We start from the raw sequence: 22,177 nt of genomic DNA, 5'->3' as shown, positions 1-22,177 counted from the left end.
TCATCGCCATCAATCCCTTATTTATTATTTTCGTAAATGCTTTAATATGAAACAGCTTAAAAACATCATCCTGTTTTATTATTGGCAGCCGAATCAGTCTGAAAAGACGTCATCAGCAGGAGGCAAATCATGGCGAATTTTTATAAATAACTCAATTATCTTTATCGTTATTTCACACAAGAGAAGAATGCGGAATATATTTATTCCGCAAAAGTCCTACATTTTCAGCATCTTTTTTATCGGTATGCCGCTATGCGCCAGCCATTGAGGAAGACGCGGAGGTTGCGCCGTGCAGTAGCCGGTTCAGGAACGTACCACCAGCGCGTCGTAGCCGCGCCAGCGGTAGTTGACCATGGAGATCAGCCAGCAGGCGACAAACAGCCCGACCACCACAAACCCGGCGTTGCCAAGATTGTCGTTTACCGCGCCAATCAGATCCCACACGCCGCCGCTGAGGGCAAATTTGTCCATCAGCAGACCCAGCGCTTCCAGCCCGCCGATAAACAGCGCCACCACCACGGAGGTGCCGGTGATGGTCATGTTGTAGTAGAGCTTGCGCTGCGGCTTGTTGAACGCCCAGCCGTAGGCACCAACCATCAACAGGTTATCGAGGGTATCCACCAGCGCCATACCGCTGGCGAAGAGCGCCGGGAAGACCATGATTGACCACACCGACATCCCGCTTGACGCGCTGGCGGCAGAGATCCCCAGCACGCCAATCTCGGTGGCCGTGTCAAAGCCGAGGCCAAACAGGAAACCGACCAGGTACATCTGCCAGCTTTTATTCACCAGGCGGAAGGTTTTGCCAAACAGCCAGTTCATGACGCCGCCCTGGGCAGGGAGCGTGATGTCGCCCTGCACGGGCCTGCCCTGTTTCAGCGCCTGAAAACTGCGCCAGACGCCGCGCAGAATCACCATGTTCACCAGCGCCATCGCCAGCAGGAAGGTGGCGGAAACCGCGGTGCCGATCAGGCTGCCGGTTTCGTGGAACCATTCCATGTTTTTCTGAAACGCCGTCGCGGTCGCGGCGATAGCAATGGAGGCCAGCACCACGATGGTGGAGTGTCCCAGCGAGAACCACGCCCCCACGCCGGACGGACGTTTGCCCTGCTGCATCATCTTACGCGTCACGGTATCGATGGCCGCGATGTGGTCAGCGTCCACCGCGTGACGCAGCCCGTAGCACCACGCCAGCAGGCTGGCGGCCATCAGCGCCGTGCTGCCGCTAAAAGCGTGCCATGCCCATCCCCAGGCCAGCAGGTTTGCCATTACCAGAGCCAGCAGCAGAAGCGCGGCGCGAGGTTCATTGCGTAAGAGTCGTAACATTTTAAGTCCTTTGTGAACATGACCGGGCGGCGGCGATCGCCGCCTGCCCGAAGGAGATCGCTCCGTCACCTGCGGGCAGGCGCGAAGGAAAAAGAAGCGTAAAGTCAGAAAGATAATGACGCAGGCGCGCGCGCAGCAGACGGTTGTGCAGCACGCCGCCGCTGAGACAGATTGTCGACAGCGACAGGCGTCGGGCATGGAGCGCGGCGAGTTCCGCCAGCCCTTTTGCCAGCGCGTCGTGAAACGCCCACGCGCGCTCGCAGGGATCCGCCTGCCAGGCCAGCCACTGCTGCCAGAAAAGCGCGAGGTTGTCGACAGACAACGTCACCGGATGGTCGAGGCCCGCGCACTGCGAGGCCAGCGCTTCCAGCCGGCAGGCCACTTCACCTTCCCAGGATTGGGTTTCAATACCCAGCGCGCAGGCGACCGCATCAAACAGGCGACCACAGGACGAGGCCTGCGGCGCGTTGATGCCGCGCCGGATCGCCGTTGCCAGCAGCGGCCAGTTTTGACGCTGAACCGCGCGCGTTTCCGGGTACTGCTGCCAGTCAGGGACAAACGCCAGGCAGTGGGCGAGCAGGTTGCGCCACGGCTGCCGCGCCGCCAGATCGCCCCCCGGCAGCGCAACGGCAGGCAGCCCGCCCAGACGCTCGCACGCGAGATAGCTCACCCGCAGGCACTCCCCGCCCCACAGCGCGCCGTTCTCGCCCATGCCGATCCCGTCCAGCGTCAGGGCGATAACGTCGCCGCCCTCACGCGGCCAGCCGTTCTCCGCCAGGCACGCCGCCGCGTGGGCGTGATGATGGAGCACGGTTTCGACCGGCAGCCCCTGCGCCTGCGCCCATTGTTGTGTGTGGTACCCCGGATGGGCATCGCACACCACGCGCTCAGGCTGGAAGGCGTAGATGTCCTGCATCGTCGAGAGCGCGCCGCGCCACTGTGCTTCGACGCCCTCGTTACCGAGATCGCCAAAATGCTGGCTCAGCACCGCCTGGCTGCCACGCACCAGGCAGAAGGTGTTTTTCATCTCCGCGCCGGTGCATAGCATGGCGGGGATATTCTCAAAACCCGCAGGCAACGCGACGGCATCCGGCACAAAACCGCGCGCCCGGCGAAGCATCGCGCCGTCCCGATCCATCACTGAATCATCCATTCGTTGCAGGATATCGCGGTTGTGCAGCAGGAAGCCGTCCGCAATGCTGCCCAGTTCATCCAGCGCCTGTTGATTACTGATGGCAGGCGGTCTGCCGCTGAGGTTGCCGGAAGTCATCACCAGCGGGCGCTGGCAGTCCATCATCAGCAGGTGTTGCAGCGGATTAGCGGGAAGCATAATGCCAATACAATCGAGCCCCGGTGCAATCCCTTCGGGAAACCCGGGAAGCGAGGCTTTTGGGGTCAGCACAATCGGCGCTGCGGAGGAGCGTAACAGCGTCTGGATCGCCTCCGGCACGCCGTCCGCATTTGGGATCATCACCGCCAGCGGCTTCGCCGGACGCTGCTTGCGGGCCCGAAGCGTCGCGACCGCCTGCGGATTACGCGCGTCGCAGACGAGATGAAAACCGCCCAGCCCTTTGACCGCGACAATACCACCGTTTTTCAGCATCGCCACCGCCGCGCTCAGCGCAGCCTCACGGGAAGCGGTGTTGACGCCCGCGCGCCATTCCAGCGCTGGCCCGCAGTCAGGGCAGGCTGCGGGCTGGGCGTGAAAACGTCGATCGGCTGGGTTACGGTATTCCGTCTCACAAGGCAGGCAGAGGGGAAATGCGGCCATTGACGTGGCCGGACGGTCATAGGGCATCGCGCGGATAATGGTAAACCGCGGCCCGCAGTGCGTGCAGTTGATGAACGGATAGCGATAGCGGCGCTCGGCAGGGTCGCGCATTTCAGCCAGGCACGCCGGACAGGTCGCGGCATCGGGGACAATCTGCGTGTCCATCGCCCCGCCCGCGCTGTGGCGGATGGTAAAGTCCTCCGGCACCTGCGCCCACGTAAACGGCTGCGTTTCAACGTGGTCAATGCGTGCCAGCGGTGGGCAGTCCTGATGCAGCCTCGCGGTAAAGGCCCCCCCATTACCCGCGAGGCGCACCAGCACGCCCTCTCCATCATTGCAGACGTCACCGGTCAACTGAAGCGCCTGCGCCAGCTGCCAGACGAAGGGGCGAAACCCCACGCCCTGCACCTTACCGCGCACGCGCAGCTGGACACCGTTACTGCTCATGGCGGATCAGAACAGCAGCGATGACGACGTGTCGAATGCCGCGCGACGGCGCTTTTCGGCACTCATCTGCTCAAGCTTGTCGCGATCCACGCAGACCAGCGCATGCGTCGGGCAGGCTTCCATGCAGGCCGGACCGGCGTCGCGGTGATAGCAAAGATCGCATTTGTTGGCTTCGGCTTTCTCCGCACGTACGCTCAGCCCCATGCCGCTGTTGCGTACTACCGGACGAACAACCACCTCCATCGCGCCGTACGGGCAGGCGACCACGCAGGTTTTGCAGCCAATGCAGCGCTCCTGCATTACGTGCACAAAGCCTTTCTCGCGTTTAATCGCCCCGTTCGGGCAGACGTTCGCGCACGGTGCATCTTCGCACTGGCGACAGATGGCGGCGGTAGAAATATTCACGCCTTTGATGACGTGGATGCGCGGCAGGAACGTGTCAGGGGTGAGCGACGCGCAGTCCTGCTCCGCCTGATGGGAAACCACGCACGCCACTTCACAGGTACGGCAACCAATACACTTACTGGCATCGGCCATAATAAAACGGTTCATCTGCTTCTCCAGCATTACAGTTATGCGCGGAGATATTCATAAACCGTGCCAATAATTAACTTATTGATTTTATATGAATTTAAAAATTGCGGCGGCGCTGTCATCGTCACTTATGACGATGACAGCTGTCGACATCAGCGGTGCGGGCCGTCAATAACGGAGTCGCGCAGGATAAGTTCGCCGGAGAAGGTTAGCTGATACTTAAACTCACCCCCGTCGAGCATGAAGATCAGGCGGCTGATGGTCTCTTTAATCATCTCCGTCACCGGAATACGCACGCTGGAAAGCGACGGCACGATGTAGGGCGCGATGGCCACGTCGTCAAAACCGATCACCGACACCGCGTCCGGCGCGGCCACGCCGCTGTCGTGCAGCTGCTTCATGGCGCCAATTGCCATATCGTCATTACTCGCCACCAGCGCCGTAAAGCGTTCGCCGCGTGCAAGCAGTTCGGAAACCGCCGCCGCGCCGCTGGCGGGGTTCCACTTCCCCTGCGCAATAAGGCCCTCGCGCAGCGGAATACCGTGCTGCGCCAGCGCGTCCTTGTAGCCGGAGAGACGCTCAACCCCGGTGGGAGAATCCAGCGAGCCGGTGATAAACGCGATCTCCCGGTGCCCTTTCGCAATCAGCTGCGACACCGCCTCCTGGCTGGAGGCTTTATGATCTGACCACACGCAGTGGCTGCTGTTTTTCCGCAGGCGGCGGTTGAGCACCATTATGGGCTGCTCGCACTTTTCAACGATCTCGTCCATCTCTTCCACGCTCAGGAAACGCGGATAGATAATCACCGCATCGCAGCGCATATCGAGCAGGTACTGGATCGCCTCGCGCTCTTCATTCGCGCTGTGCTTGCCGTCCGCGAGGATCAGCTGCCGCCCCTTTTCTTCCGTCATGCGCGCGGCGTGAAACAGCAGTTCGCTAAAGTAGACGCCGTGATAGAGGGTGTTAGTCACCACCAGCCCCAGCGTCTGGGTACGTTTGGTTGCCAGGTTTCGCGCCAGCAAATTCGGGCGATAGCCGCTCTCTTCAATGGCCTGAAACACCCGGTCTTTGGTCTCCTGGCTGACGTAGCCATTTCCCGACAGCACCCGGGACACCGTGGCTTTCGAAACGCCTGCCCGCTTCGCCACTTCAAGCATCGTGGTCATATTATTATTCCGTCTGAATCTGATGGAGCGCAGTGTACTGCACTGCAAAAAAATTGTCGCAGCGGTGAAATCACGCTTTCGATACTCCATTGCGATCTGCATCACGAAACGAAAAAATGGTCAAAAAGCGATCTTGTTTCATTCACAGAAACTCATGATGATTATGTGGAACCGGTTTCCTACATGTCTCACAACAATAACAGGATCACATCCGATGGCCAAAAATTACGCTGCGCTGGCGAACGACGTTATCAGCGCGCTGGGCGGCAAAGAGAACATCGTCGCCGTCACCCACTGCATGACGCGTCTGCGTTTCGTACTGAAAGACGAAAGCCTGACCGACGCAGCGCGCCTGAAAAGCATCAGCGGCGTCCTCGGCGTAGTGCGCAACGACAACCAGTGCCAGGTCATTATTGGCAATACGGTTTCACAGGCGTACCGCGAAGTGGTGAGCCTGCTGCCCACGGACCTGCAGCCCGCAGTACCGGAAGGTCCGCAGAAGATGACCTTACGCCGAATTGGCGCCGGGATCCTCGACGCGCTGATCGGCACCATGTCCCCGCTGATCCCGGCGATCATCGGTGGCTCGATGGTCAAGCTGCTGGCGATGATCCTCGAGATGACCGGCGTACTGCCAAAAGGCGCGCCGACGCTCACCATCTTGACCGTCATCGGCGACGGCGCGTTCTTCTTCCTGCCGCTGATGGTGGCGGCCTCGGCGGCGGTGAAATTCAAAACCAACATGTCGTTGGCCATCGCCATCGCGGGCGTGCTGGTGCACCCGAGCTTTATCGAGCTGATGGCGAAAGCCGCGCAGGGAGAGCACGTTGAGTTCGCCTTTATTCCGGTTACGGCGGTGAAATACACCTACACGGTGATCCCGGCGCTGGTGATGACCTGGTGCCTGTCATACATCGAACGCTGGGTGGATCGCATTACCCCGGCGGTGACGAAAAACTTCCTCAAGCCGATGCTGATCGTGCTGATTGCCGCCCCGCTCGCCATTGTGCTGATTGGCCCGCTGGGGATCTGGATCGGTAGCGCCATCTCCGCGCTGGTCTACACCATTCACGGCTACCTTGGCTGGCTCTCCGTCGCCATCATGGGCGCGCTCTGGCCGCTGCTGGTGATGACCGGGATGCACCGCGTGTTTACGCCGACCATCATTCAGACCATTGCCGAAACGGGCAAAGAAGGGATGGTGATGCCGTCGGAAATCGGTGCCAACCTGTCGCTCGGCGGCTCGTCGCTGGCGGTGGCGTGGAAAACCAAAAACCCGGAGCTGCGCCAGACGGCGCTGGCGGCGGCAGCCTCCGCCATTATGGCGGGGATCTCTGAACCGGCCCTGTACGGCGTGGCGGTGCGTCTGAAACGTCCGCTGATTGCGAGCCTGATCAGCGGCTTTATCTGCGGGGCGGTCGCCGGCATGGCCGGTCTTGCCAGCCATTCGATGGCGGCACCGGGGCTGTTCACCAGCGTGCAGTTCTTCGACCCGGCCAACCCGATGACCATCGTCTGGGTGTTCGGCGTGATGGGGCTGGCAGTGGTGCTGTCGTTTGTTCTGACCCTGCTTTTAGGGTTTGAGGATATCCCGGTCGAAGACGAGGCTGAAAAAGCACGCACCCTGCAGACCGCACCGGTACAGAACAACGCAGCAAAAGCATAAATTGAAAGCGAGGTAAGAATGTCTGTTTTTCCACAAGGATTTTTATGGGGCGGCGCGCTTGCCGCCAACCAGAGTGAAGGTGCTTACCGTGAAGGCGGCAAAGGACTGACGACTGTCGATATGATCCCCCACGGGGCGAATCGCCTGGCGGTGAAGATCGGTAAGGAAAAGCGTTTTTCGCTGCGTGACGACGAGTTCTACCCGAGCCACGAAGCGATTGATTTTTACCATCGCTATAAAGAAGACATCGCCCTGATGGCGGAGATGGGCTTTACGGTGTTCCGCACCTCAATTGCCTGGAGCCGCCTCTACCCGAACGGCGACGAACCGCTGCCGAACAAAGAGGGCATTGCCTTCTACCGCGCGGTGTTCGAGGAGTGCAAAAAGTACAACATCGAGCCGCTGGTAACGCTCTGCCACTTCGACGTGCCTATGCACCTGGTGACGGAATACGGCTCGTGGCGCAACCGTAAGATGGTCGATTTCTTTGCCCGCTACGCCCGCACCTGCTTTGAAGAATTTAACGGGCTGGTGAAATACTGGCTGACCTTCAACGAAATCAACATCATGCTGCACAGCCCGTTCTCCGGCGCGGGGCTGGTGTTTGAAGAAGGTGAAAACGAAGACCAGGTGAAATACCAGGCCGCGCACCACGAGCTGGTAGCAAGCGCGCTGGCGACCAAAATCGCCCACGAGGTGAACCCGGAAAACCAGGTGGGCTGCATGCTGGCGGGCGGAAATTTCTATCCGTACTCCTGCAAGCCGGAAGACGTGTGGATGGCGCTGGAGAAAGACCGCGAGAATCTGTTCTTTATCGACGTGCAGGCGCGCGGCAGCTATCCGGCCTACTCCGCCCGCGTGTTCCGCGAGAAAGGCGTGGTGATTGTGAAAGATCCCGGCGACGACGAGTTGCTGAAAAACACCGTCGACTTTGTTTCGTTCAGCTATTACGCCTCACGCTGCGCGTCGGCGGACATGAACGCGGGCAACACCAGCGCGGCGAACATCGTGAAGTCCCTGCGTAATCCGCATATTCAGGTGAGCGAATGGGGCTGGGGCATCGACCCGCTCGGCCTGCGCATAACCATGAACATGATGTACGACCGCTACCAGAAGCCGCTGTTCCTGGTGGAAAACGGCCTCGGGGCGAAGGATGTCATTGATGAAAACGGCGAGATCAACGACGACTACCGCATCAGCTACCTGCGCGAGCACATCCGCGCGATGGGCGACGCGATTGAGGACGGCGTGCCGCTGATGGGCTACACCACCTGGGGCTGTATCGACCTGGTAGCCGCCTCAACCGGCGAGATGAGCAAGCGCTACGGGTTTGTGTACGTTGACCGCGACGACGCCGGAAACGGCACGCTGGACCGCAAGCGCAAGAAATCGTTCTGGTGGTATAAGAAGGTGATCGCGAGTAACGGGGCGGATCTCGAGTAGCCTGTTACCCTCACCCCGGCCCTCTCCCACAGGGAGAGGGAGAGGGGTTTGGTAGGCCCGGTAAGCTTAGCGCCACCGGGCACTGCTCAGAGCTGAGAAAAACCACCATCCCCAACCCACTCCGCAAGCCGTGAATAGACTACTTCCACCGCCTCTTTCACCGGCGGCGTCATCGGGTAATAGAACCCGACAATGTCCGGCTGGATCCCCAAAAACAGCACCTCGCCCACGTCGTCTTTAATCTGATCGACCAGGTAGTTCAGCGGCATATTGTGGGTGGTCATCATAAACATCTCGGCGATGTCGTCCGGGTCAATCAGTCGGATCTCACCGGGGTTGAGCCCCATATCGGTGGCATCGACGATTAACAGCCTGTCCGGGCGCAGCTCGCGTATGGCGACCACGTCGTTTTCCGGCGCGCTGCCGCCGTCAATCACCACCCAATTGCCCTGCGGATTCGCGGCGCACATATCCGCCAGCAGCGGGCCCGCGCCGTCGTCGCCCATCATGCTGTTGCCGACACACAGTAAAACGTCAGTCACGTAATCTCCTCACCATCAGGTAGATGGCGCTCTCCTGATGAATATCGTGCAGCATGCCGAGCAGCGTTTTGCTCCACGCCTGCTGCTCGGGGGTTTGCCTGCCGAGCGCCGCGTCAAAGGCGTTGGCGAGCATTGCAATGTGGTTGGCGTCGATGACGATCTCGCCGTACTTCGGCACGCCCTCCATCTTGCGCCGCGCCGTACTGCCCTCCTCCAGCGTGGCGATCCACGCCAGGTACTCGGGCCACGGGCAGCTCAGCGCCGCCTCCAGGCAGTCAATCACCCCGAGGTGATGCCCAATCGCCAGGCTGTAATAGACCACCTGCTGCGCCGCATCCGGCGTGGCATCGTTCTCATCAATAAACTTACGGCTCAGCTGGCTGAACACCACCGTTTCACTCATCGGATACGCGCCTCATCCACGATACTGTTCAGGTTCGCCACGATCTCATTGAGACGCGGATCGTTTTCCGCCTCCAGCCAGCGCGCCACCTGATGGTCGCCCTGGCTCAGCAGGCGCAGATAATCATCGGCAATCTGACGTCCGTAGCGATAGCCCGCCAGCCTGCGCGCCGTGCGGTCGATCTTCACCCGCAGCGGCTGCACCATGTCCGGGTGCAGGATGGCCGCAGGCCGGTTGTCCAGCTCGCCCGGCTCGCGCGCGTGGATTTTCTGCTCCAGCAGGCCAAGCGCCATCGCGAAGCCGTACAGCGTCGCAGCGGGCGTTGGCGGGCAGCCCGGAATGTAGACGTCCACCGGCACGATTTTGTCGGTACCGCCCCAGACGCAGTAAAGGTCGTGGAAGATGCCGCCGCTGTTGCCGCAGGCGCCGTACGAGATGCAGATTTTCGGGTCCGGCGCGGACTGCCAGGCGCGCAGCGCGGGCGAGCGCATGGCGCGGGTGACGGCTCCGGTAAACAGCAGAATGTCCGCATGACGCGGGGACGGCACCACTTTGATGCCGAAGCGCTCGGCGTCAAACAGCGGCGACAACGTAGCGAAGATCTCAATCTCGCAGCCGTTGCAGCCGCCGCAGTCCACGCGGTAGACGTAGGCCGAGCGTTTGATTTTTTTCAGCAGCGACGCCTTCATGCTGGCGATGGACTCCTCCACCGTCATCGGCACCGGAATGCCGTTAGCGTCGCGCGGGCCGAGTAAATTTTCCATCAGCTGGCCTCTCTCATATGGCGGGTGATATCAATGCGGTCGGACGGCAGCAGGCACTTCTGACGCTTGCACTCCGGGCAGGTTTCAAAGCTTTCGCGGTGATGCTCCGCGCGGGCGTCACCGTTGTGCTGCAGCAGCGCGATGGCGTAGTCGATCTCTTTTTGCACGGCGAACGGGCGCCTGCAGACGCGGCAGTTGCAGAGGTCAAAGCGCGACTGCTGCAGAAAATCCTCTTTCTTCCACACCGCCAGCTCGTACTCCTGCGACAGGCGAATGGCGACCGTCGGGCAGACCTCCTCGCAGCGGCCGCAGAAGATGCAGCGCCCGAGGTTAAACTGCCATGCCAGCTCGCCGGTTTTGAGATCCGTTTCCACCGTTAAGGCGTTCGACGGGCAGGCGTTGACGCAGGCCGCGCAGCCGATGCACTGCTGCGGGTTGTGCTCCGGCTTGCCGCGAAAGTTTTTATCCACCGGCATCGGCTCCAGCGGATAGCTGCTGGTCTGCGTGCCGGTTTTGATCGCTTTTTTGATAAAGGTAAACATGGCGAGTCCTTATTTCAGCGGCGAGTTTTTACGCTCGATGCTGTAGCGCTCAAGCTCTTTGTACGGCACCACCTGGCTTTTCTTCTTGCGCACGTCGACCACGGTCATGCGGTCGGTGCAGGAGTAGCACGGGTCGAGGCTGCCGATGATCAGCGGCGCATCGGAAACCGTGTTGCCGCGCAGCATATAACGCAGGGTTGGCCAGTTGGCGTAGGTGGCCGCACGGCAGCGCCAGCGGTAGAGCTTCTGGTTGTCGCCGGTCATGCTCCAGTGGATGTCGTCCCCGCGCGGCGCTTCGGCAAAGCCGAGGGCAAAGCGGTTCGGAATGTAGGTGAAGCCTTCCACCATCAGCGGGCCGCCCGGCAGGTTATCGAGGCCGTAGTCGATCATGTTCAGGGCGGTGAACACCTCGTTGATGCGCACCTTGAGGCGCGAGATGACGTCGCAGCCCTGCTCGCTGTGCACGGTCATCGGCAGCAGGCCGTAGCCGACGAACGGGTGATCGGCGCGCGTGTCGCGGGCGTGGCCGCTGGCGCGCACCATCGGGCCGACGTTGCTGAAGTCGCGGGCGATCTCCGGGTCAAGGCGGCCAATGCCGACGGTGCGCTGCTCGATGTTTGGCGTGCTGAGCAGCATGTCCACCAGCTCCTGCACGTCGCGGCGCATCTGCTGCGCCAGCTGGCGGGTCTGGATCATGTCGTCCTTCAGCAGGTCGCGGCGGATCCCGCCGATCAGGTTCAGGCCGTAGGTTTTACGCGCCCCGGTGAGGATCTCCGCCATCTTCATTGACGCTTCACGCACGCGGAAGAACTGCATAAACCCGGAGTCAAAGCCGACGAAGTGGCAGGCCAGGCCGAGGTTCAGCAGGTGCGAGTGCAGACGCTCCACCTCCAGCAGAATGGCGCGGATCATCTGCGCGCGCTCCGGCACCACGATCCCCATGCCGTTCTCCACCGAGGTGGTGTAGGCGGTGCTGTGGGCGAAGCCGCAGATGCCGCACACGCGGTCAGAGAGGAACGTCACTTCGTTGTAGCCCATGCGGGTTTCCGCCAGCTTTTCCATGCCGCGGTGGACGTAGAACAGGCGGTAGTCGGCGTCGATGATGTTCTCGCCGTCGACGAACAGGCGGAAGTGGCCCGGTTCGTCAGAGGTGACGTGCAGCGGGCCGATCGGCACCACGTTGTTCTTTTTGCTGCCCAGCTCGTTGATGAATTCGTAGGTTTCGCTGTCGGTGGTCGGCGCCGGGCGCTGGCGGTAGTCCATGCTGTCTTTGCGCAGCGGATAGAGTTCGTCCGGCCAGTCGTCCGGCAGCACCAGGCGGCGCTCGTCCGGCAGGCCGACCGGCACCAGGCCGTACATGTCGCGCACTTCGCGCTCGCCCCAGACCGCGGCAGGCACGCGCGGCGTGACGGACGGGTATTCCGGCTTATTCGGGTCGACTTCGACGCGCACGGTGAGCCAGCACTTTTCGCCCTGCTCCATCGACATTACGTAGTACACCGCATAGTTGCCGCACAGCTGGCGCTCGTCGTTGCCGAACAGCACCGACAGCCAGCCGCCCTGCTGGTAATAGAGAAACTCCACCACTTCCGGCAGATAGTTCACCTTAATGGTGACGGTTATCTGGTCTTTGGTTTGCCAGGACTCTTCCAGCACCACGCCGGGGAAAGCCTGATGCAACGCGGCGAGATACTGCTGACCTTTCTTTTCTTCAGACATAAATACTCTCTTTAATCACGCCACCAGCAAGGAGACGAACGCTAAAAATGCAAAACCAAAACCGGCCCAGGTGATGCGCGACGTTTCCACAAAACGCAGGCGCGCCATGCTGTTTTCAAACAGGGCAATCACCAGCACGCCGACCAGCAGCTTGAGGGCGGCAATAACAACCGCCAGCACCAGACCGGCCGCGGAGAAGTGCGTCATCTGCCCCCACGGGAAGAAGACGCCGACAAACATCTGCAGCACCACCAGCTGTTTGAGGCTGATGCCCCACTTCAGCACCGCGAAGCCGTAGCCGCTGTATTCGGTAAGCGGCCCTTCCTGCAGCTCCTGCTCGGCTTCCGCCAGATCGAACGGCAGTTTGCCCATCTCAATAAACGTGGCGAACGCGCAGGCGCAGAGCGCCAGTACCAGCGGGATCGAGCGCGCCACCGGCCAGTGGTAAACGGTGTGGGTGATAAAGCTGATGTGGGTGGAGCCCGCCACCTGCGCGGCGACCCACAGCCCCAGCACCAGGATCGGCTCGACCAGCACGCCGAGCATCGCCTCGCGGCTGGCGCCGATGCCGGTAAACGGGCTCCCGGTGTCCAGGCCCGCAATCGCAAAGAAAAAGCGGGCGATGGCAAAGAGGTAAATCAGCGTGATCAGATCGCCAAGCACGGGCAGCGGCGACGCCACCGTCACCACCGGCAGCGCGGTGGCGATGGTCAGCATGACGCCCACCATCACAAACGGCGTCAGGCGGAAGACCCAGCCTGCGGCATCCGGCGCGACGCTCTGACGGGAGAGCAGTTTAAAGAGATCGCGGTACTCCTGGAGCACACCGGGCCCGCGACGGTTATGCATTCGGGCGCGCGCCACGCGCGTGATGCCCGACAGCAGCGGCGCAGCGGCGAACAGCACCAGCGCCTGAAGAATTGCCAGTAACAGACTCATGTCAGGCTCCTCGTGAAATCACAATGACCACCAGCACCGCCAGCTCGATGACCGCCAGACGGCGGAACAGCGCGGGCGCGGCGGCACTCTGCCAGCCGGGTACCCAGCCCACCGGGTTCAGCCAGTAGCGTAGCTTCAGCACGGCGGCGAAGTTCTCCTTCACCGGCATGGCGAAACCGTGGGCGGTGATGACCATCGACTGTTCGTGTTCGTAGCCGCAGGCCCACGCCGCACCGCGCGAGCGGGAGGCGAGCCGGTCGCGTTTGAAGAACAGCATCAGAACGAGCGGCAGCAGCGGTGCGCCGATCAGCAGCAGCGCAATCATGGGCTGGGAGACGGTGGTATTCGCCACGGTCAGCGGCAGCGGAATGGCGTTGCCCAGCAGCGGCAGCAGCCACGGCGCGGCGACGCCGCCCGCGATGCAGCACAGCGCCAGCGCGACCACGCTCACCCCCATCAACAACGGTGCGCAGCAGGCGTTTTCCGCTTCGCGGGTGCGCGGCGCGCCGAGGAAGGTCACGCCGTAGACTTTCGCCATGCACATCACCGCCAGCGCCCCGGTAATCGCCAGCCCGACCGCCAGCAGCGGGCCGAGCAGGCGTGCGATAAATGCGTCGCTCTGACCGAGCGCGAAGAAGGACTGGTAGATCACCCACTCCCCGGCAAAGCCGTTCAGCGGCGGCAGCGCGGCCATTGCCATCAGACCCACCAGCATGGCGAGCGAAATGACGGGCATCTTTTTGCCAATCCCGCCCAGCTTTTCGATATCCCGATGACCGGTGCGGAACCAGACGCTGCCCGCGCCGAGGAACAGGGTGCTTTTAAACAGGCTGTGGTTGACGAGGTGATACAGACCGCCGATAAAACCGGCGGCAATCAGCGCCGGATGATTGAGCGCCAGCCCGGTGACACCCGCGCCAATGCCGAGCAGGATGATGCCGATGTTTTCCAGCGTGTGGTACGCCAGCAGGCGCTGGATGTTGTGCTCCATCAGCGCGTACAGGCCGCCGACGAACGCGGTGATCATGCCCGCAATCAGCAGCACGATGCCCCACCACAGCGGCGGCTGTCCGCCGGTCAGCGTAATCGCCAGAATCCCGAACAGCCCCACTTTCATCACCACCACAGAAAACAGCGCGGCGGCGGGCGCGGAGGCATTCGCATGCGCCTGCGGCACCCAGCCGTGCAGCGGGATGATGCCGGCGAGCAGGCCAAAGCCGATCGCGCCCAGCAGCCAGACGTCGTTCCCCAGCGGATGGCCGTTGAGCGCAGCGAAGTCCAGCGTGCCAAAGCGTTGCCACACCAGCCAGCAGGCCAGCGCCAGCAGCAGCGTTCCGAGGCGTCCCAGCGCAAACCACAGCTTGCCGGAGGCGCTGCAGCCCGTCAGGAAGACGCCGCACAGCGCCATGATTTCCGCCATCACCACCAGCGCGCCGAGGTTGCTGGCGATAACGGTGCAGACCGCCGTCGCCATCAGCAGGTTAACCAGCAGGCCGTTGGCTTTAGCGTGCGGATGGCGGTGCCAGTCGATATTGAACAGGCTGATAAACAGCCCGCACAGGCCAAACGTCACCAGCCAGATGGCGTTCAGCGGCGTGATCTCAACCGTGTGGCGAATCAGCGGCATCACGGTCTCAGCGGACTGGCCACCGAGCAGGACAACGCCGCCTGCTGCCAGCGTCATCAGGCTAGCGACCGCCCCGCAGAGCCCGGCGATCGCGCCGCTCAGGGTTTTATGGAATGAGAAGATCAGCGCCAGAACAGCGGCGCCAGCAAAACAGGCTACCGCGCTGGTAATCATCATCGCCGCGTTCATTTCGCCCCCTCGTTAAGCGCCTGTAGCAGAGAAAGGTCGCCAAAATCACTGTTGATGGTCAGCTCGCGTTTACGCTTGCTGGTACGGGCGATGTCGCGAATGTTAACCAGAATCAACGCCTTAGTCGGGCAGGTGCGCACGCAGGCCGGGCCCTGTTCATCGAAGCTGCATAGGTCGCATTTCACCGCAACGGCACGGATGCCGGGCACCCAGTCCAGCAGCGTGCTTACGCGTGCCGGAGCCGGTGGCGCAGGCGGGGCTTTTGGCGAGTTGGCGTTCGCCGGAATGTGCAGCGGACGGCTGCCGGAAAATTCAATCGCGCCGAACGGGCAGGCAATGCCGCACAGCTTGCAGCTTACGCACAGGCTTTCGTTCAGCTGGACAGCGCCATCAATTCGGGTGATGGCATTCACAGGGCAGACGCCCGCGCAGGGGGCGTCTTCACAATGATGGCAGAGCTGCGGGGCAGACTCTTTTTCATTACGCATGACGTGCAGGCGCGGCATGGACTGCAGCCCATGCAGGCGATGCGTTTCCGAACACGCCGCCTCACAGGTTCGACAGCCAATACAGACCGTCGAGTCAGCAATTACAAAACGGTTCACCGGGTTATCCTCGGGTGATAGTCATTTTTGACGAAAAACTGTCTTGTCGACACTTCTCGACACGCAGGAGTCAGGCCACGTTTGCTGAGGCATTTCCGTCCATCAGCTGCTTTAGGTTGACCGGGAGATCGTGTTCAACGGCGGCGTACAGGCCGTTATAGACCGGCGCGATTTTTTCCAGATAGTGCTCCAGCACCTGCTGGCGGTCGCGGTTGCTGACGTGGCCGTCCACCATGCCGTCGGCCATCAGCTGCGCCTTCGCAATACACTGTTTTTCGCCGTCTTTTGTCTCGAGGTGGTACTCAATGGTGTGGCTGTTGAAGTTATCCGCCAGGGTAACGTTGATGATGAAATGGCCGAACAGGACGAAGCGCATGTCGCCCTGCGCCGCGCAGCTCATCGCGTGATGAAGACGCGCTTTCGAGAGGGTTATGCCCTGAACCAGAGAGTTGCAGTAGAGGTGCCACTGGTCCTGCAGCTGCTGATGACGCTGCGCGATGTAATCCGCTTTTTCGCTGATTTCCCAAATAGTCATAGAAGGTATCCGGTTAATGGAGATAGCGGCTGTTAAGCAGATTCCATGCCAGTTTTTATCTTCATGATTTTAAATGGGTTTAATTGCAAAACCGCTGTCATCGCCGCGGTGTCGACGTGTCATTTCGACAGCGTTGACATCGTCACGCCTTAACAAAAATCAAGCTGGCACCGTTATTGCATTCAATGGCGCAATTCATTGAGGAGGCGTCATGCACGAAATCACCCTCTGCCAGCGGGCCCTGGAGCTTATCGAACAGCAGGCAGTGCAAAACCACGCGAAACGCGTCACCGGCGTCTGGCTGAAGGTCGGGGCATTTTCCTGCGTCGAGACCAGCGCCCTGAATTTCTGCTTTGAGCTGGTGTGTCGCGGCACGCTGGCGGAAGGCTGCGAACTCCATATTGAAGAGCAGCAGGCGGAGTGCTGGTGCGAGCAGTGCCAGCAGTACGTCACCCTGCTGTCATCAAAGGTTCAGCGCTGTCCGCAGTGTCAGAGCACCGGTCTTCGCATCGTGGCGGACGACGGCATGCAGATCCAACGCCTCGAAATCGAGAAGGAGTAAAGTATGTGTAGCACCTGCGGTTGCGCCGAAGGCAACCTGTATATAGAAGGGGATGAACACCATCCCCATTCCGCGTTTCGCTCCGCGCCCTTTTCGCCTGCCCCACGCCCTTCTGCGGCACTGACCGGTATCACCTTCGCTCCGCAGCGCTCCGCTGCGGGCGATCTGCACTACGGCCACGGCGAAGCGGGTACCCACGCGCCGGGCATCAGCCAGCGCCAGATGCTGGAGGTGGAAATCAACGTGCTGGACAAGAATAACCAGATCGCCGCCCGCAACCGCGCGCGCTTTGCCGCCCGCAAACAGCTGGTGCTGAACCTGGTCTCCAGCCCCGGCTCCGGCAAAACCACGCTGTTAACGGAAACGCTCAAACGCCTGAACGGGCGCGTCTCCTGCGCGGTGATCGAGGGCGACCAGCAAACCGTTAACGACGCGGCGCGCATTCGCGAAACCGGCACGCCGGCAATTCAGGTCAATACCGGCAAAGGCTGCCACCTGGATGCGCAGATGATTGCCGATGCGGCCCCGCGCCTGCCGCTGGCGGATAACGGCATTCTGTTTATTGAAAACGTCGGCAATCTGGTCTGCCCGGCGAGCTTCGACCTGGGCGAACGACACAAGGTGGCGGTGCTTTCGGTGACCGAAGGCGAAGACAAGCCGCTGAAGTACCCGCATATGTTTGCCGCCGCCTCCCTCATGCTGCTGAACAAAGTCGACCTGCTGCCGTACCTGAACTTCGACGTGGATAAGTGCCTGGCGTATGCCCGTGAAGTGAATCCGGAGATTGAAATCTTGCTGGTCTCCGCCACGCGCGGCGACGGGATGGACGCCTGGCTGAACTGGCTGGAGAGTGAACGATGTGCATAGGCGTACCGGGACAAATCCATTCCATTGACGGGAACCAGGCCAAAGTGGAGGTCTGCGGCATCCTGCGCGACGTGGACCTGACGCTGGTGGGCAGCAGTGATGAAACGGGCGCCTCGCGTCTCGGCCAGTGGGTGCTGGTCCACGTGGGGTTTGCCATGAGCGTGATTAACGAAGCGGAAGCCCGCGACACGCTGGACGCTCTGCAAAACATGTTCGACGTAGAGCCTGACGTGGGCGCGCTGTTGTACGGCGAGGAGCGTTAGCCATGCGTTACGTTGATGAATACCGCGCCCCCGAGCAGGTGCTGCAGCTTATCGGGCACCTGAAAACGCGCGCGGCGCTGCTGGACTACACGAAAGAGAGACCGCTGCGGATCATGGAGGTGTGCGGCGGACACACGCACGCCATCTTCAAATTTGGCCTCGACCAGCTGCTGCCTGAGAACATCGAGTTTATCCACGGCCCCGGCTGCCCGGTGTGCGTGCTGCCGATGGGACGTATCGACAGCTGCATTGAAATTGCCAGCCAGCCCGACGTCATTTTCTGCACCTTTGGCGACGCGATGCGCGTGCCGGGGAAAAACGGCTCGCTGCTGCAGGCAAAAGCGCGCGGAGCCGACATCCGGATCGTCTATTCGCCGATGGATGCCCTGACGCTGGCAGAGAATAACCCCACGCGCAAGGTGGTGTTTTTTGGCCTGGGATTTGAAACTACCATGCCCGCTACCGCCATCACGCTGCAGCAGGCGAAAGCGCGCGGCGTCGAGAATTTTTTCTTCTTCTGCCAGCACATTACGCTCATTCCCACGCTGCGCAGCCTGCTGGAAGAGCCGGAAAACGGGATAGACGCCTTTCTGGCACCTGGGCATGTCAGCATGGTGATTGGCACAGACGCCTACGGTTTTATCGCTGAACAGTACAATCGTCCGTTAGTGGTCGCTGGTTTCGAACCACTTGATCTACTGCAAGGTGTGACCATGCTGGTTGAGCAGAAAATAGCGGCCCTGAGTGCAGTGGAAAACCAGTACCGCCGCGTGGTGCCGGATGCGGGAAATGAACGGGCGCAGCAGGCGATAGCCGACGTGTTCAGCGTTGAGGGCGACAGCGAGTGGCGTGGTCTGGGGCTGATTGCCGAATCCGGCGTGCACCTGACGTCAGCCTATTGCGCGTTCGACGCCGAAGCGCATTTCCACCCGCAGCCGCAGCAGGTTTGCGACGATCCCCGGGCCCGCTGCGGCGACGTGCTCACCGGTAAATGCAAACCGCATCAATGCCCGTTATTTGGCAATACCTGTAACCCGCAAACGGCGTTTGGCGCGCTGATGGTCTCCTCCGAAGGGGCATGTGCCGCGTGGTATCAGTATCGCAACCAGGAGAGTGAAGCATGAATACGGTTGAAATGGCGCACGGAAGCGGTGGTCAGGCGATGCAGCGGCTCATTAATCAGCTGTTTATGAAAGCCTTCAACAACCCCTGGCTTGCCGAGCAGGAAGACCAGGCGCGAATTGACCTCGCCACCCTCACCGCGCAGGGCGACAGGCTGGCCTTCTCCACCGACAGCTACGTGATCGATCCGCTGTTCTTCCCCGGTGGTGATATCGGCAAGCTCGCCGTCTGCGGCACGGCCAACGACGTGGCGGTCAGCGGTGCCGTTCCGAGCTACCTCTCCTGCGGGTTTATCCTCGAAGAGGGGTTACCGATGGAGACGCTCACGGCAGTGGTCAACAGCATGGCGCAGACCGCGCGCGAGGCGGGGATAGCAATCGTCACCGGCGATACCAAAGTGGTGCAGCGCGGCGCGGTCGACAAGCTGTTTATCAACACCGCCGGCATAGGGGCGATCCCCGCCGACATTCACTGGGGCGCGCAGCGGCTTAGCGTGGGCGACGTGCTGATCGTGACCGGAACGCTGGGCTGCCACGGGGCGACCATCCTTAACCTGCGCGAAGGTCTGGGGCTGGACGGGGAACTGCGCAGCGACTGCGCGGTGCTCACCCCGCTGATTCAGACGCTGCTTGCCGTGCCCTGCGTGAAAGCCCTGCGGGACGCCACGCGAGGCGGCGTGAACGCCGTAGTCCATGAGTTTGCGGCAAGCTGCGGGTACGGGATTGAACTCACCGAGCGCAGCCTGCCCGTTAAGCCTGCCGTTCGCGGGCTTTGCGAGCTGCTGGGCCTTGACCCGCTCAACTTCGCCAACGAAGGCAAACTGGTGATTGGCGTTGAACGCGCGGCCGCGGAAGCCGTACTTGAACAGCTGCGGGCTCATCCGTCAGGAAAAGAGGCTGCGATGATTGGTGAAGTGGTTGAGCGCAAAGGGGTGCGCCTGACCGGGCTTTACGGCGTGAAACGGACGCTGGATCTGCCGCACGCGGAGCCCTTACCCCGAATTTGCTAGAACCGCGCCATAAGCGGTCAGCACTGAATCTCTTTTTTGCCAGTTTCTATTGGAAAGCAATATGCCGTATACACCGATGAGCGATCTTGGACAGCAGGGCCTGTTTGACATCACGCGCACACTTTTACAGCAGCCCGATCTCGGCGCGCTGAGCGATGCCCTGACGCGGCTGGTCAGGCAATCGGCGCTGGCGGACAGCGCCGCGATTGTGCTCTGGCATAGCGGAACGCAGCGCGCGAGCTACTACTCGACGCGTGATAATGGCAAAACGTTTGAATACGAAGACGAAACGTATCTGGCGCATGGCCCGGTGCGCCGCATCCTCTCCCGGCCTGAAGTGCTGCACTGCAACTTTGCGGAGTTCCGTCAGGCGTGGCCGAGGCTGGCGGAGAGCGACCTCTATCAGCCTTTCGGGCATTACTGCATGCTGCCGCTGGCGGCAGAGGGCCAGATTTTTGGCGGATGCGAGTTTATCCGCACGACCGACCAGCCCTGGAGCGAGGCGGAATACGAGCGCCTGCACACCTTTACCCAGATTGTGGCCGTCGTCGCGGAGCAGATCCAAAGCCGCGTCACCAATAACGTCGATTACGACCTGCTGAGCCGCGAGCGCGACAACTTCCGCATTCTGGTCGCCATCACCAACGCCGTGCTCTCCCGCCTGGACATGGACGAGCTGGTCAGCGAAGTTTCGAAAGAGATCCACCACTATTTCAAAATCGACGCCATCAGCATTGCGCTGCGCGGGCATCGCAAGGGCAAGCTGAATATCTACTCCACGCACTATCTCGATGAAGCCAACCCGGCGCACGAGCAGAGCGAGGTAGACGAAGCGGGCACCCTTTCTGAACGGGTTTTCAAAAGCAAAGAGATCCTTCTGCTCAACCTGAACGAGCAGGACCCGGTCGCGCCGTACGAGCGGATGCTGTTCAACACCTGGGGCAATAAAATTCAGACCCTGTGCCTGCTGCCGCTGATGTCCGGCAACACCATGCTGGGCGTGCTGAAGCTGGCGCAGTGCGAGGAAGGCGTGTTTACCACCGCCAACCTGAAGCTGCTGCGCCAGATTGCCGAGCGTATCTCTATTGCCCTGGATAACGCCCTCGCCTATCAGGAAATTCATCGTCTGAAAGAGCGGCTGGTGGATGAGAACCTGGCCCTGACCGAACAGCTCAACAACGTGGACAGCGAGTTTGGTGAAATCATCGGGCGCAGCGACGCTATGTACAGCGTGCTTAAGCAGGTTGAGATGGTGGCGCAAAGCGACAGCACGGTGCTGATTCTGGGCGAAACCGGCACGGGCAAAGAGCTGATTGCCCGCGCAATCCACAACCTGAGCAACCGCAACAGCCGACGGATGGTGAAGATGAACTGCGCCGCGATGCCTGCGGGACTGCTGGAAAGCGATCTGTTCGGCCACGAGCGCGGTGCATTCACCGGGGCCAGCAGCCAGCGGCTGGGCCGTTTTGAGCTGGCGGACAAAAGCTCGCTGTTCCTCGACGAAGTGGGCGATATGCCGCTGGAGCTACAGCCGAAACTGCTGCGCGTCCTGCAGGAGCAGGAGTTTGAGCGCCTTGGCAGCAACAAGCTTATCCAGACCGACGTGCGGCTGATTGCGGCCACCAACCGTGACCTGAAAAAAATGGTCGCCGACCGCGAGTTTCGCAGCGACCTTTACTATCGCCTGAACGTCTTCCCGATCTTCCTGCCGCCGCTGCGCGAACGCCCGGAGGATATCCCCCTGCTGGTCAAAGCCTTTACCGCGAAGATCGCGCGCCGGATGGGGCGAAACATCGACAGTATTCCTGCCGAGACGTTGCGCACCCTTTCATCGATGGAATGGCCCGGCAACGTGCGCGAGCTGGAAAACGTCATCGAACGCGCGGTGCTGCTGACGCGCGGTAACGTGCTGCAACTCTCCCTGCCTGAGGTTACGCTTCCTGATGTGACCGCGCCCGCCGCTGAAACAGCAAAAGAGGGAGAAGATGAATATCAGCTCATTATGCGCGTGCTGAAAGAGACCAACGGCGTGGTCGCCGGGCCAAAAGGTGCCGCCCAGAGACTGGGGTTAAAACGCACCACGCTGCTGTCACGCATGAAGCGTCTCGGGATTGATAAAGAGAGCCTCATTTAAGG

The 22,177-nt window shown here is 61.1% G+C and carries 21 protein-coding genes; 8 read left to right on the top strand and 13 right to left on the bottom strand.

Features of this window, described 5'->3' with window-relative positions:
• Window positions 1–303 precede the first annotated feature (303 nt).
• The 4 genes from ACJ69_RS22230 to ACJ69_RS22215 form a co-directional block, all read right to left on the bottom strand.
• On the bottom strand, window positions 304–1,326 hold the full coding sequence (locus tag ACJ69_RS22230) for a HoxN/HupN/NixA family nickel/cobalt transporter (protein WP_029742064.1): 1,023 nt from the start codon (window positions 1,324–1,326) through the stop codon (window positions 304–306).
• Window position 1,327: 1 nt separating this feature from the next.
• Window positions 1,328–3,544, bottom strand: coding sequence for a carbamoyltransferase HypF (hypF, locus tag ACJ69_RS22225; RefSeq protein ID WP_059347762.1), 2,217 nt, complete (start codon window positions 3,542–3,544; stop codon window positions 1,328–1,330).
• 6 nt (window positions 3,545–3,550) lie between these two features.
• The gene (hydN, locus tag ACJ69_RS22220) at window positions 3,551–4,096 is read right to left on the bottom strand and encodes an electron transport protein HydN (RefSeq protein WP_023308960.1); all 546 of its coding nucleotides are present in this window, start codon (window positions 4,094–4,096) and stop codon (window positions 3,551–3,553) included.
• A gap of 134 nt (window positions 4,097–4,230) precedes the next feature.
• Window positions 4,231–5,244 carry a LacI family DNA-binding transcriptional regulator gene (locus tag ACJ69_RS22215; protein WP_059347761.1) on the bottom strand — a complete coding sequence of 338 codons (1,014 nt, stop codon included), beginning with the start codon at window positions 5,242–5,244 and terminating at the stop codon, window positions 4,231–4,233.
• Window positions 5,245–5,458: 214 nt separating this feature from the next.
• On the opposite strand from ACJ69_RS22215, the gene ascF reads away from it, so the two are divergent.
• Both ascF and ACJ69_RS22205 read left to right on the top strand, forming a co-directional pair.
• Window positions 5,459–6,910, top strand: a complete 1,452-nt coding sequence (gene ascF, locus ACJ69_RS22210) for a PTS cellobiose/arbutin/salicin transporter subunit IIBC (protein ID WP_029739522.1) — start codon at window positions 5,459–5,461, stop codon at window positions 6,908–6,910.
• Window positions 6,911–6,928: 18 nt separating this feature from the next.
• Entirely contained in the window at window positions 6,929–8,353 is a 1,425-nt protein-coding gene (locus ACJ69_RS22205; RefSeq protein ID WP_054830370.1) for a 6-phospho-beta-glucosidase, read from the top strand.
• An 86-nt stretch (window positions 8,354–8,439) separates the two neighbouring features.
• Here ACJ69_RS22205 and hycI read toward each other — a convergent pair whose 3' ends face one another.
• The 9 genes from hycI to hycA form a co-directional block, all read right to left on the bottom strand.
• Complete coding sequence (hycI, locus tag ACJ69_RS22200; RefSeq protein ID WP_047646238.1) at window positions 8,440–8,895, bottom strand: hydrogenase maturation peptidase HycI; 456 nt, start codon at window positions 8,893–8,895, stop codon at window positions 8,440–8,442.
• The gene (locus ACJ69_RS22195) at window positions 8,888–9,298 is read right to left on the bottom strand and encodes a formate hydrogenlyase maturation HycH family protein (RefSeq protein ID WP_023294422.1); all 411 of its coding nucleotides are present in this window, start codon (window positions 9,296–9,298) and stop codon (window positions 8,888–8,890) included. The genes hycI and ACJ69_RS22195 overlap by 8 nt, the downstream gene beginning before the upstream one ends.
• Window positions 9,295–10,062 carry an NADH-quinone oxidoreductase subunit B family protein gene (locus ACJ69_RS22190; protein WP_033146382.1) on the bottom strand — a complete coding sequence of 256 codons (768 nt, stop codon included), beginning with the start codon at window positions 10,060–10,062 and terminating at the stop codon, window positions 9,295–9,297. Before ACJ69_RS22190 ends, ACJ69_RS22195 begins: the two co-directional genes overlap by 4 nt.
• Entirely contained in the window at window positions 10,062–10,604 is a 543-nt protein-coding gene (locus ACJ69_RS22185; protein ID WP_047646241.1) for a formate hydrogenlyase complex iron-sulfur subunit, read from the bottom strand. Before ACJ69_RS22185 ends, ACJ69_RS22190 begins: the two co-directional genes overlap by 1 nt.
• A gap of 9 nt (window positions 10,605–10,613) precedes the next feature.
• Complete coding sequence (hycE, locus tag ACJ69_RS22180; RefSeq protein ID WP_032660327.1) at window positions 10,614–12,323, bottom strand: formate hydrogenlyase subunit HycE; 1,710 nt, start codon at window positions 12,321–12,323, stop codon at window positions 10,614–10,616.
• A gap of 15 nt (window positions 12,324–12,338) precedes the next feature.
• Window positions 12,339–13,262, bottom strand: a complete 924-nt coding sequence (locus ACJ69_RS22175) for a respiratory chain complex I subunit 1 family protein (RefSeq protein WP_059347760.1) — start codon at window positions 13,260–13,262, stop codon at window positions 12,339–12,341.
• A gap of 1 nt (window position 13,263) precedes the next feature.
• Complete coding sequence (gene hycC / locus ACJ69_RS22170; protein ID WP_059347759.1) at window positions 13,264–15,078, bottom strand: formate hydrogenlyase subunit 3; 1,815 nt, start codon at window positions 15,076–15,078, stop codon at window positions 13,264–13,266.
• Window positions 15,075–15,683, bottom strand: coding sequence for a 4Fe-4S dicluster domain-containing protein (locus tag ACJ69_RS22165; RefSeq protein WP_029739531.1), 609 nt, complete (start codon window positions 15,681–15,683; stop codon window positions 15,075–15,077). Before ACJ69_RS22165 ends, hycC begins: the two co-directional genes overlap by 4 nt.
• Before the next feature lie 70 nt (window positions 15,684–15,753).
• A complete protein-coding gene (hycA, locus tag ACJ69_RS22160; RefSeq protein ID WP_023333209.1) occupies window positions 15,754–16,218 on the bottom strand; it encodes a formate hydrogenlyase regulator HycA in 465 nt (154 codons plus the stop codon).
• Window positions 16,219–16,429: 211 nt separating this feature from the next.
• Here hycA and hypA point away from each other — a divergent pair, with 211 nt between their 5' ends.
• The 6 genes from hypA (at window position 16,430) to flhA (ending at window position 22,175) form a co-directional block, all read left to right on the top strand.
• On the top strand, window positions 16,430–16,780 hold the full coding sequence (gene hypA, locus ACJ69_RS22155; protein WP_029739533.1) for a hydrogenase maturation nickel metallochaperone HypA: 351 nt from the start codon (window positions 16,430–16,432) through the stop codon (window positions 16,778–16,780).
• Between the two features lie 3 nt (window positions 16,781–16,783).
• Window positions 16,784–17,647, top strand: coding sequence for a hydrogenase nickel incorporation protein HypB (gene hypB / locus ACJ69_RS22150; RefSeq protein ID WP_054830209.1), 864 nt, complete (start codon window positions 16,784–16,786; stop codon window positions 17,645–17,647).
• Window positions 17,638–17,910, top strand: a complete 273-nt coding sequence (locus ACJ69_RS22145) for a HypC/HybG/HupF family hydrogenase formation chaperone (RefSeq protein WP_023308975.1) — start codon at window positions 17,638–17,640, stop codon at window positions 17,908–17,910. The genes hypB and ACJ69_RS22145 overlap by 10 nt, the downstream gene beginning before the upstream one ends.
• A 2-nt stretch (window positions 17,911–17,912) precedes the next feature.
• Window positions 17,913–19,034, top strand: coding sequence for a hydrogenase formation protein HypD (hypD, locus tag ACJ69_RS22140; RefSeq protein ID WP_059347758.1), 1,122 nt, complete (start codon window positions 17,913–17,915; stop codon window positions 19,032–19,034).
• A complete protein-coding gene (gene hypE / locus ACJ69_RS22135) occupies window positions 19,031–20,041 on the top strand; it encodes a hydrogenase expression/formation protein HypE (protein WP_059347757.1) in 1,011 nt (336 codons plus the stop codon). The genes hypD and hypE overlap by 4 nt, the downstream gene beginning before the upstream one ends.
• 61 nt (window positions 20,042–20,102) lie before the next feature.
• Window positions 20,103–22,175, top strand: a complete 2,073-nt coding sequence (flhA, locus tag ACJ69_RS22130) for a formate hydrogenlyase transcriptional activator FlhA (RefSeq protein WP_059347756.1) — start codon at window positions 20,103–20,105, stop codon at window positions 22,173–22,175.
• Window positions 22,176–22,177: the final 2 nt, after the last annotated feature.

It is taken from the genome of Enterobacter asburiae, from assembly GCF_001521715.1.
Classification (GTDB): domain Bacteria; phylum Pseudomonadota; class Gammaproteobacteria; order Enterobacterales; family Enterobacteriaceae; genus Enterobacter; species Enterobacter asburiae.
Note: the sequence above shows the minus strand (reverse complement) of the source record. Positions and strands in the feature narration are given on the sequence as shown.

Bases quoted from the DNA above. Each gene is read 5' to 3' on its own strand.
- ACJ69_RS22230 (WP_029742064.1), bottom strand. From the start codon at position 1,326: ATGTTACGACTCTTACGCAATGAACCTCGCGCCGCGCTTCTGCTGCTG.
- hypF (WP_059347762.1), bottom strand. From the start codon at position 3,544: ATGAGCAGTAACGGTGTCCAGCTGCGCGTGCGCGGTAAGGTGCAGGGC.
- hydN (WP_023308960.1), bottom strand. From the start codon at position 4,096: ATGAACCGTTTTATTATGGCCGATGCCAGTAAGTGTATTGGTTGCCGT.
- ACJ69_RS22215 (WP_059347761.1), bottom strand. From the start codon at position 5,244: ATGACCACGATGCTTGAAGTGGCGAAGCGGGCAGGCGTTTCGAAAGCC.
- ascF (WP_029739522.1), top strand. From the start codon at position 5,459: ATGGCCAAAAATTACGCTGCGCTGGCGAACGACGTTATCAGCGCGCTG.
- ACJ69_RS22205 (WP_054830370.1), top strand. From the start codon at position 6,929: ATGTCTGTTTTTCCACAAGGATTTTTATGGGGCGGCGCGCTTGCCGCC.
- ACJ69_RS22195 (WP_023294422.1), bottom strand. From the start codon at position 9,298: ATGAGTGAAACGGTGGTGTTCAGCCAGCTGAGCCGTAAGTTTATTGAT.
- ACJ69_RS22190 (WP_033146382.1), bottom strand. From the start codon at position 10,062: ATGGAAAATTTACTCGGCCCGCGCGACGCTAACGGCATTCCGGTGCCG.
- ACJ69_RS22185 (WP_047646241.1), bottom strand. From the start codon at position 10,604: ATGTTTACCTTTATCAAAAAAGCGATCAAAACCGGCACGCAGACCAGC.
- hycE (WP_032660327.1), bottom strand. From the start codon at position 12,323: ATGTCTGAAGAAAAGAAAGGTCAGCAGTATCTCGCCGCGTTGCATCAG.
- ACJ69_RS22175 (WP_059347760.1), bottom strand. From the start codon at position 13,262: ATGAGTCTGTTACTGGCAATTCTTCAGGCGCTGGTGCTGTTCGCCGCT.
- hycC (WP_059347759.1), bottom strand. From the start codon at position 15,078: ATGAACGCGGCGATGATGATTACCAGCGCGGTAGCCTGTTTTGCTGGC.
- hycA (WP_023333209.1), bottom strand. From the start codon at position 16,218: ATGACTATTTGGGAAATCAGCGAAAAAGCGGATTACATCGCGCAGCGT.
- hypA (WP_029739533.1), top strand. From the start codon at position 16,430: ATGCACGAAATCACCCTCTGCCAGCGGGCCCTGGAGCTTATCGAACAG.
- hypB (WP_054830209.1), top strand. From the start codon at position 16,784: ATGTGTAGCACCTGCGGTTGCGCCGAAGGCAACCTGTATATAGAAGGG.
- ACJ69_RS22145 (WP_023308975.1), top strand. From the start codon at position 17,638: ATGTGCATAGGCGTACCGGGACAAATCCATTCCATTGACGGGAACCAG.
- hypD (WP_059347758.1), top strand. From the start codon at position 17,913: ATGCGTTACGTTGATGAATACCGCGCCCCCGAGCAGGTGCTGCAGCTT.
- hypE (WP_059347757.1), top strand. From the start codon at position 19,031: ATGAATACGGTTGAAATGGCGCACGGAAGCGGTGGTCAGGCGATGCAG.
- flhA (WP_059347756.1), top strand. From the start codon at position 20,103: ATGCCGTATACACCGATGAGCGATCTTGGACAGCAGGGCCTGTTTGAC.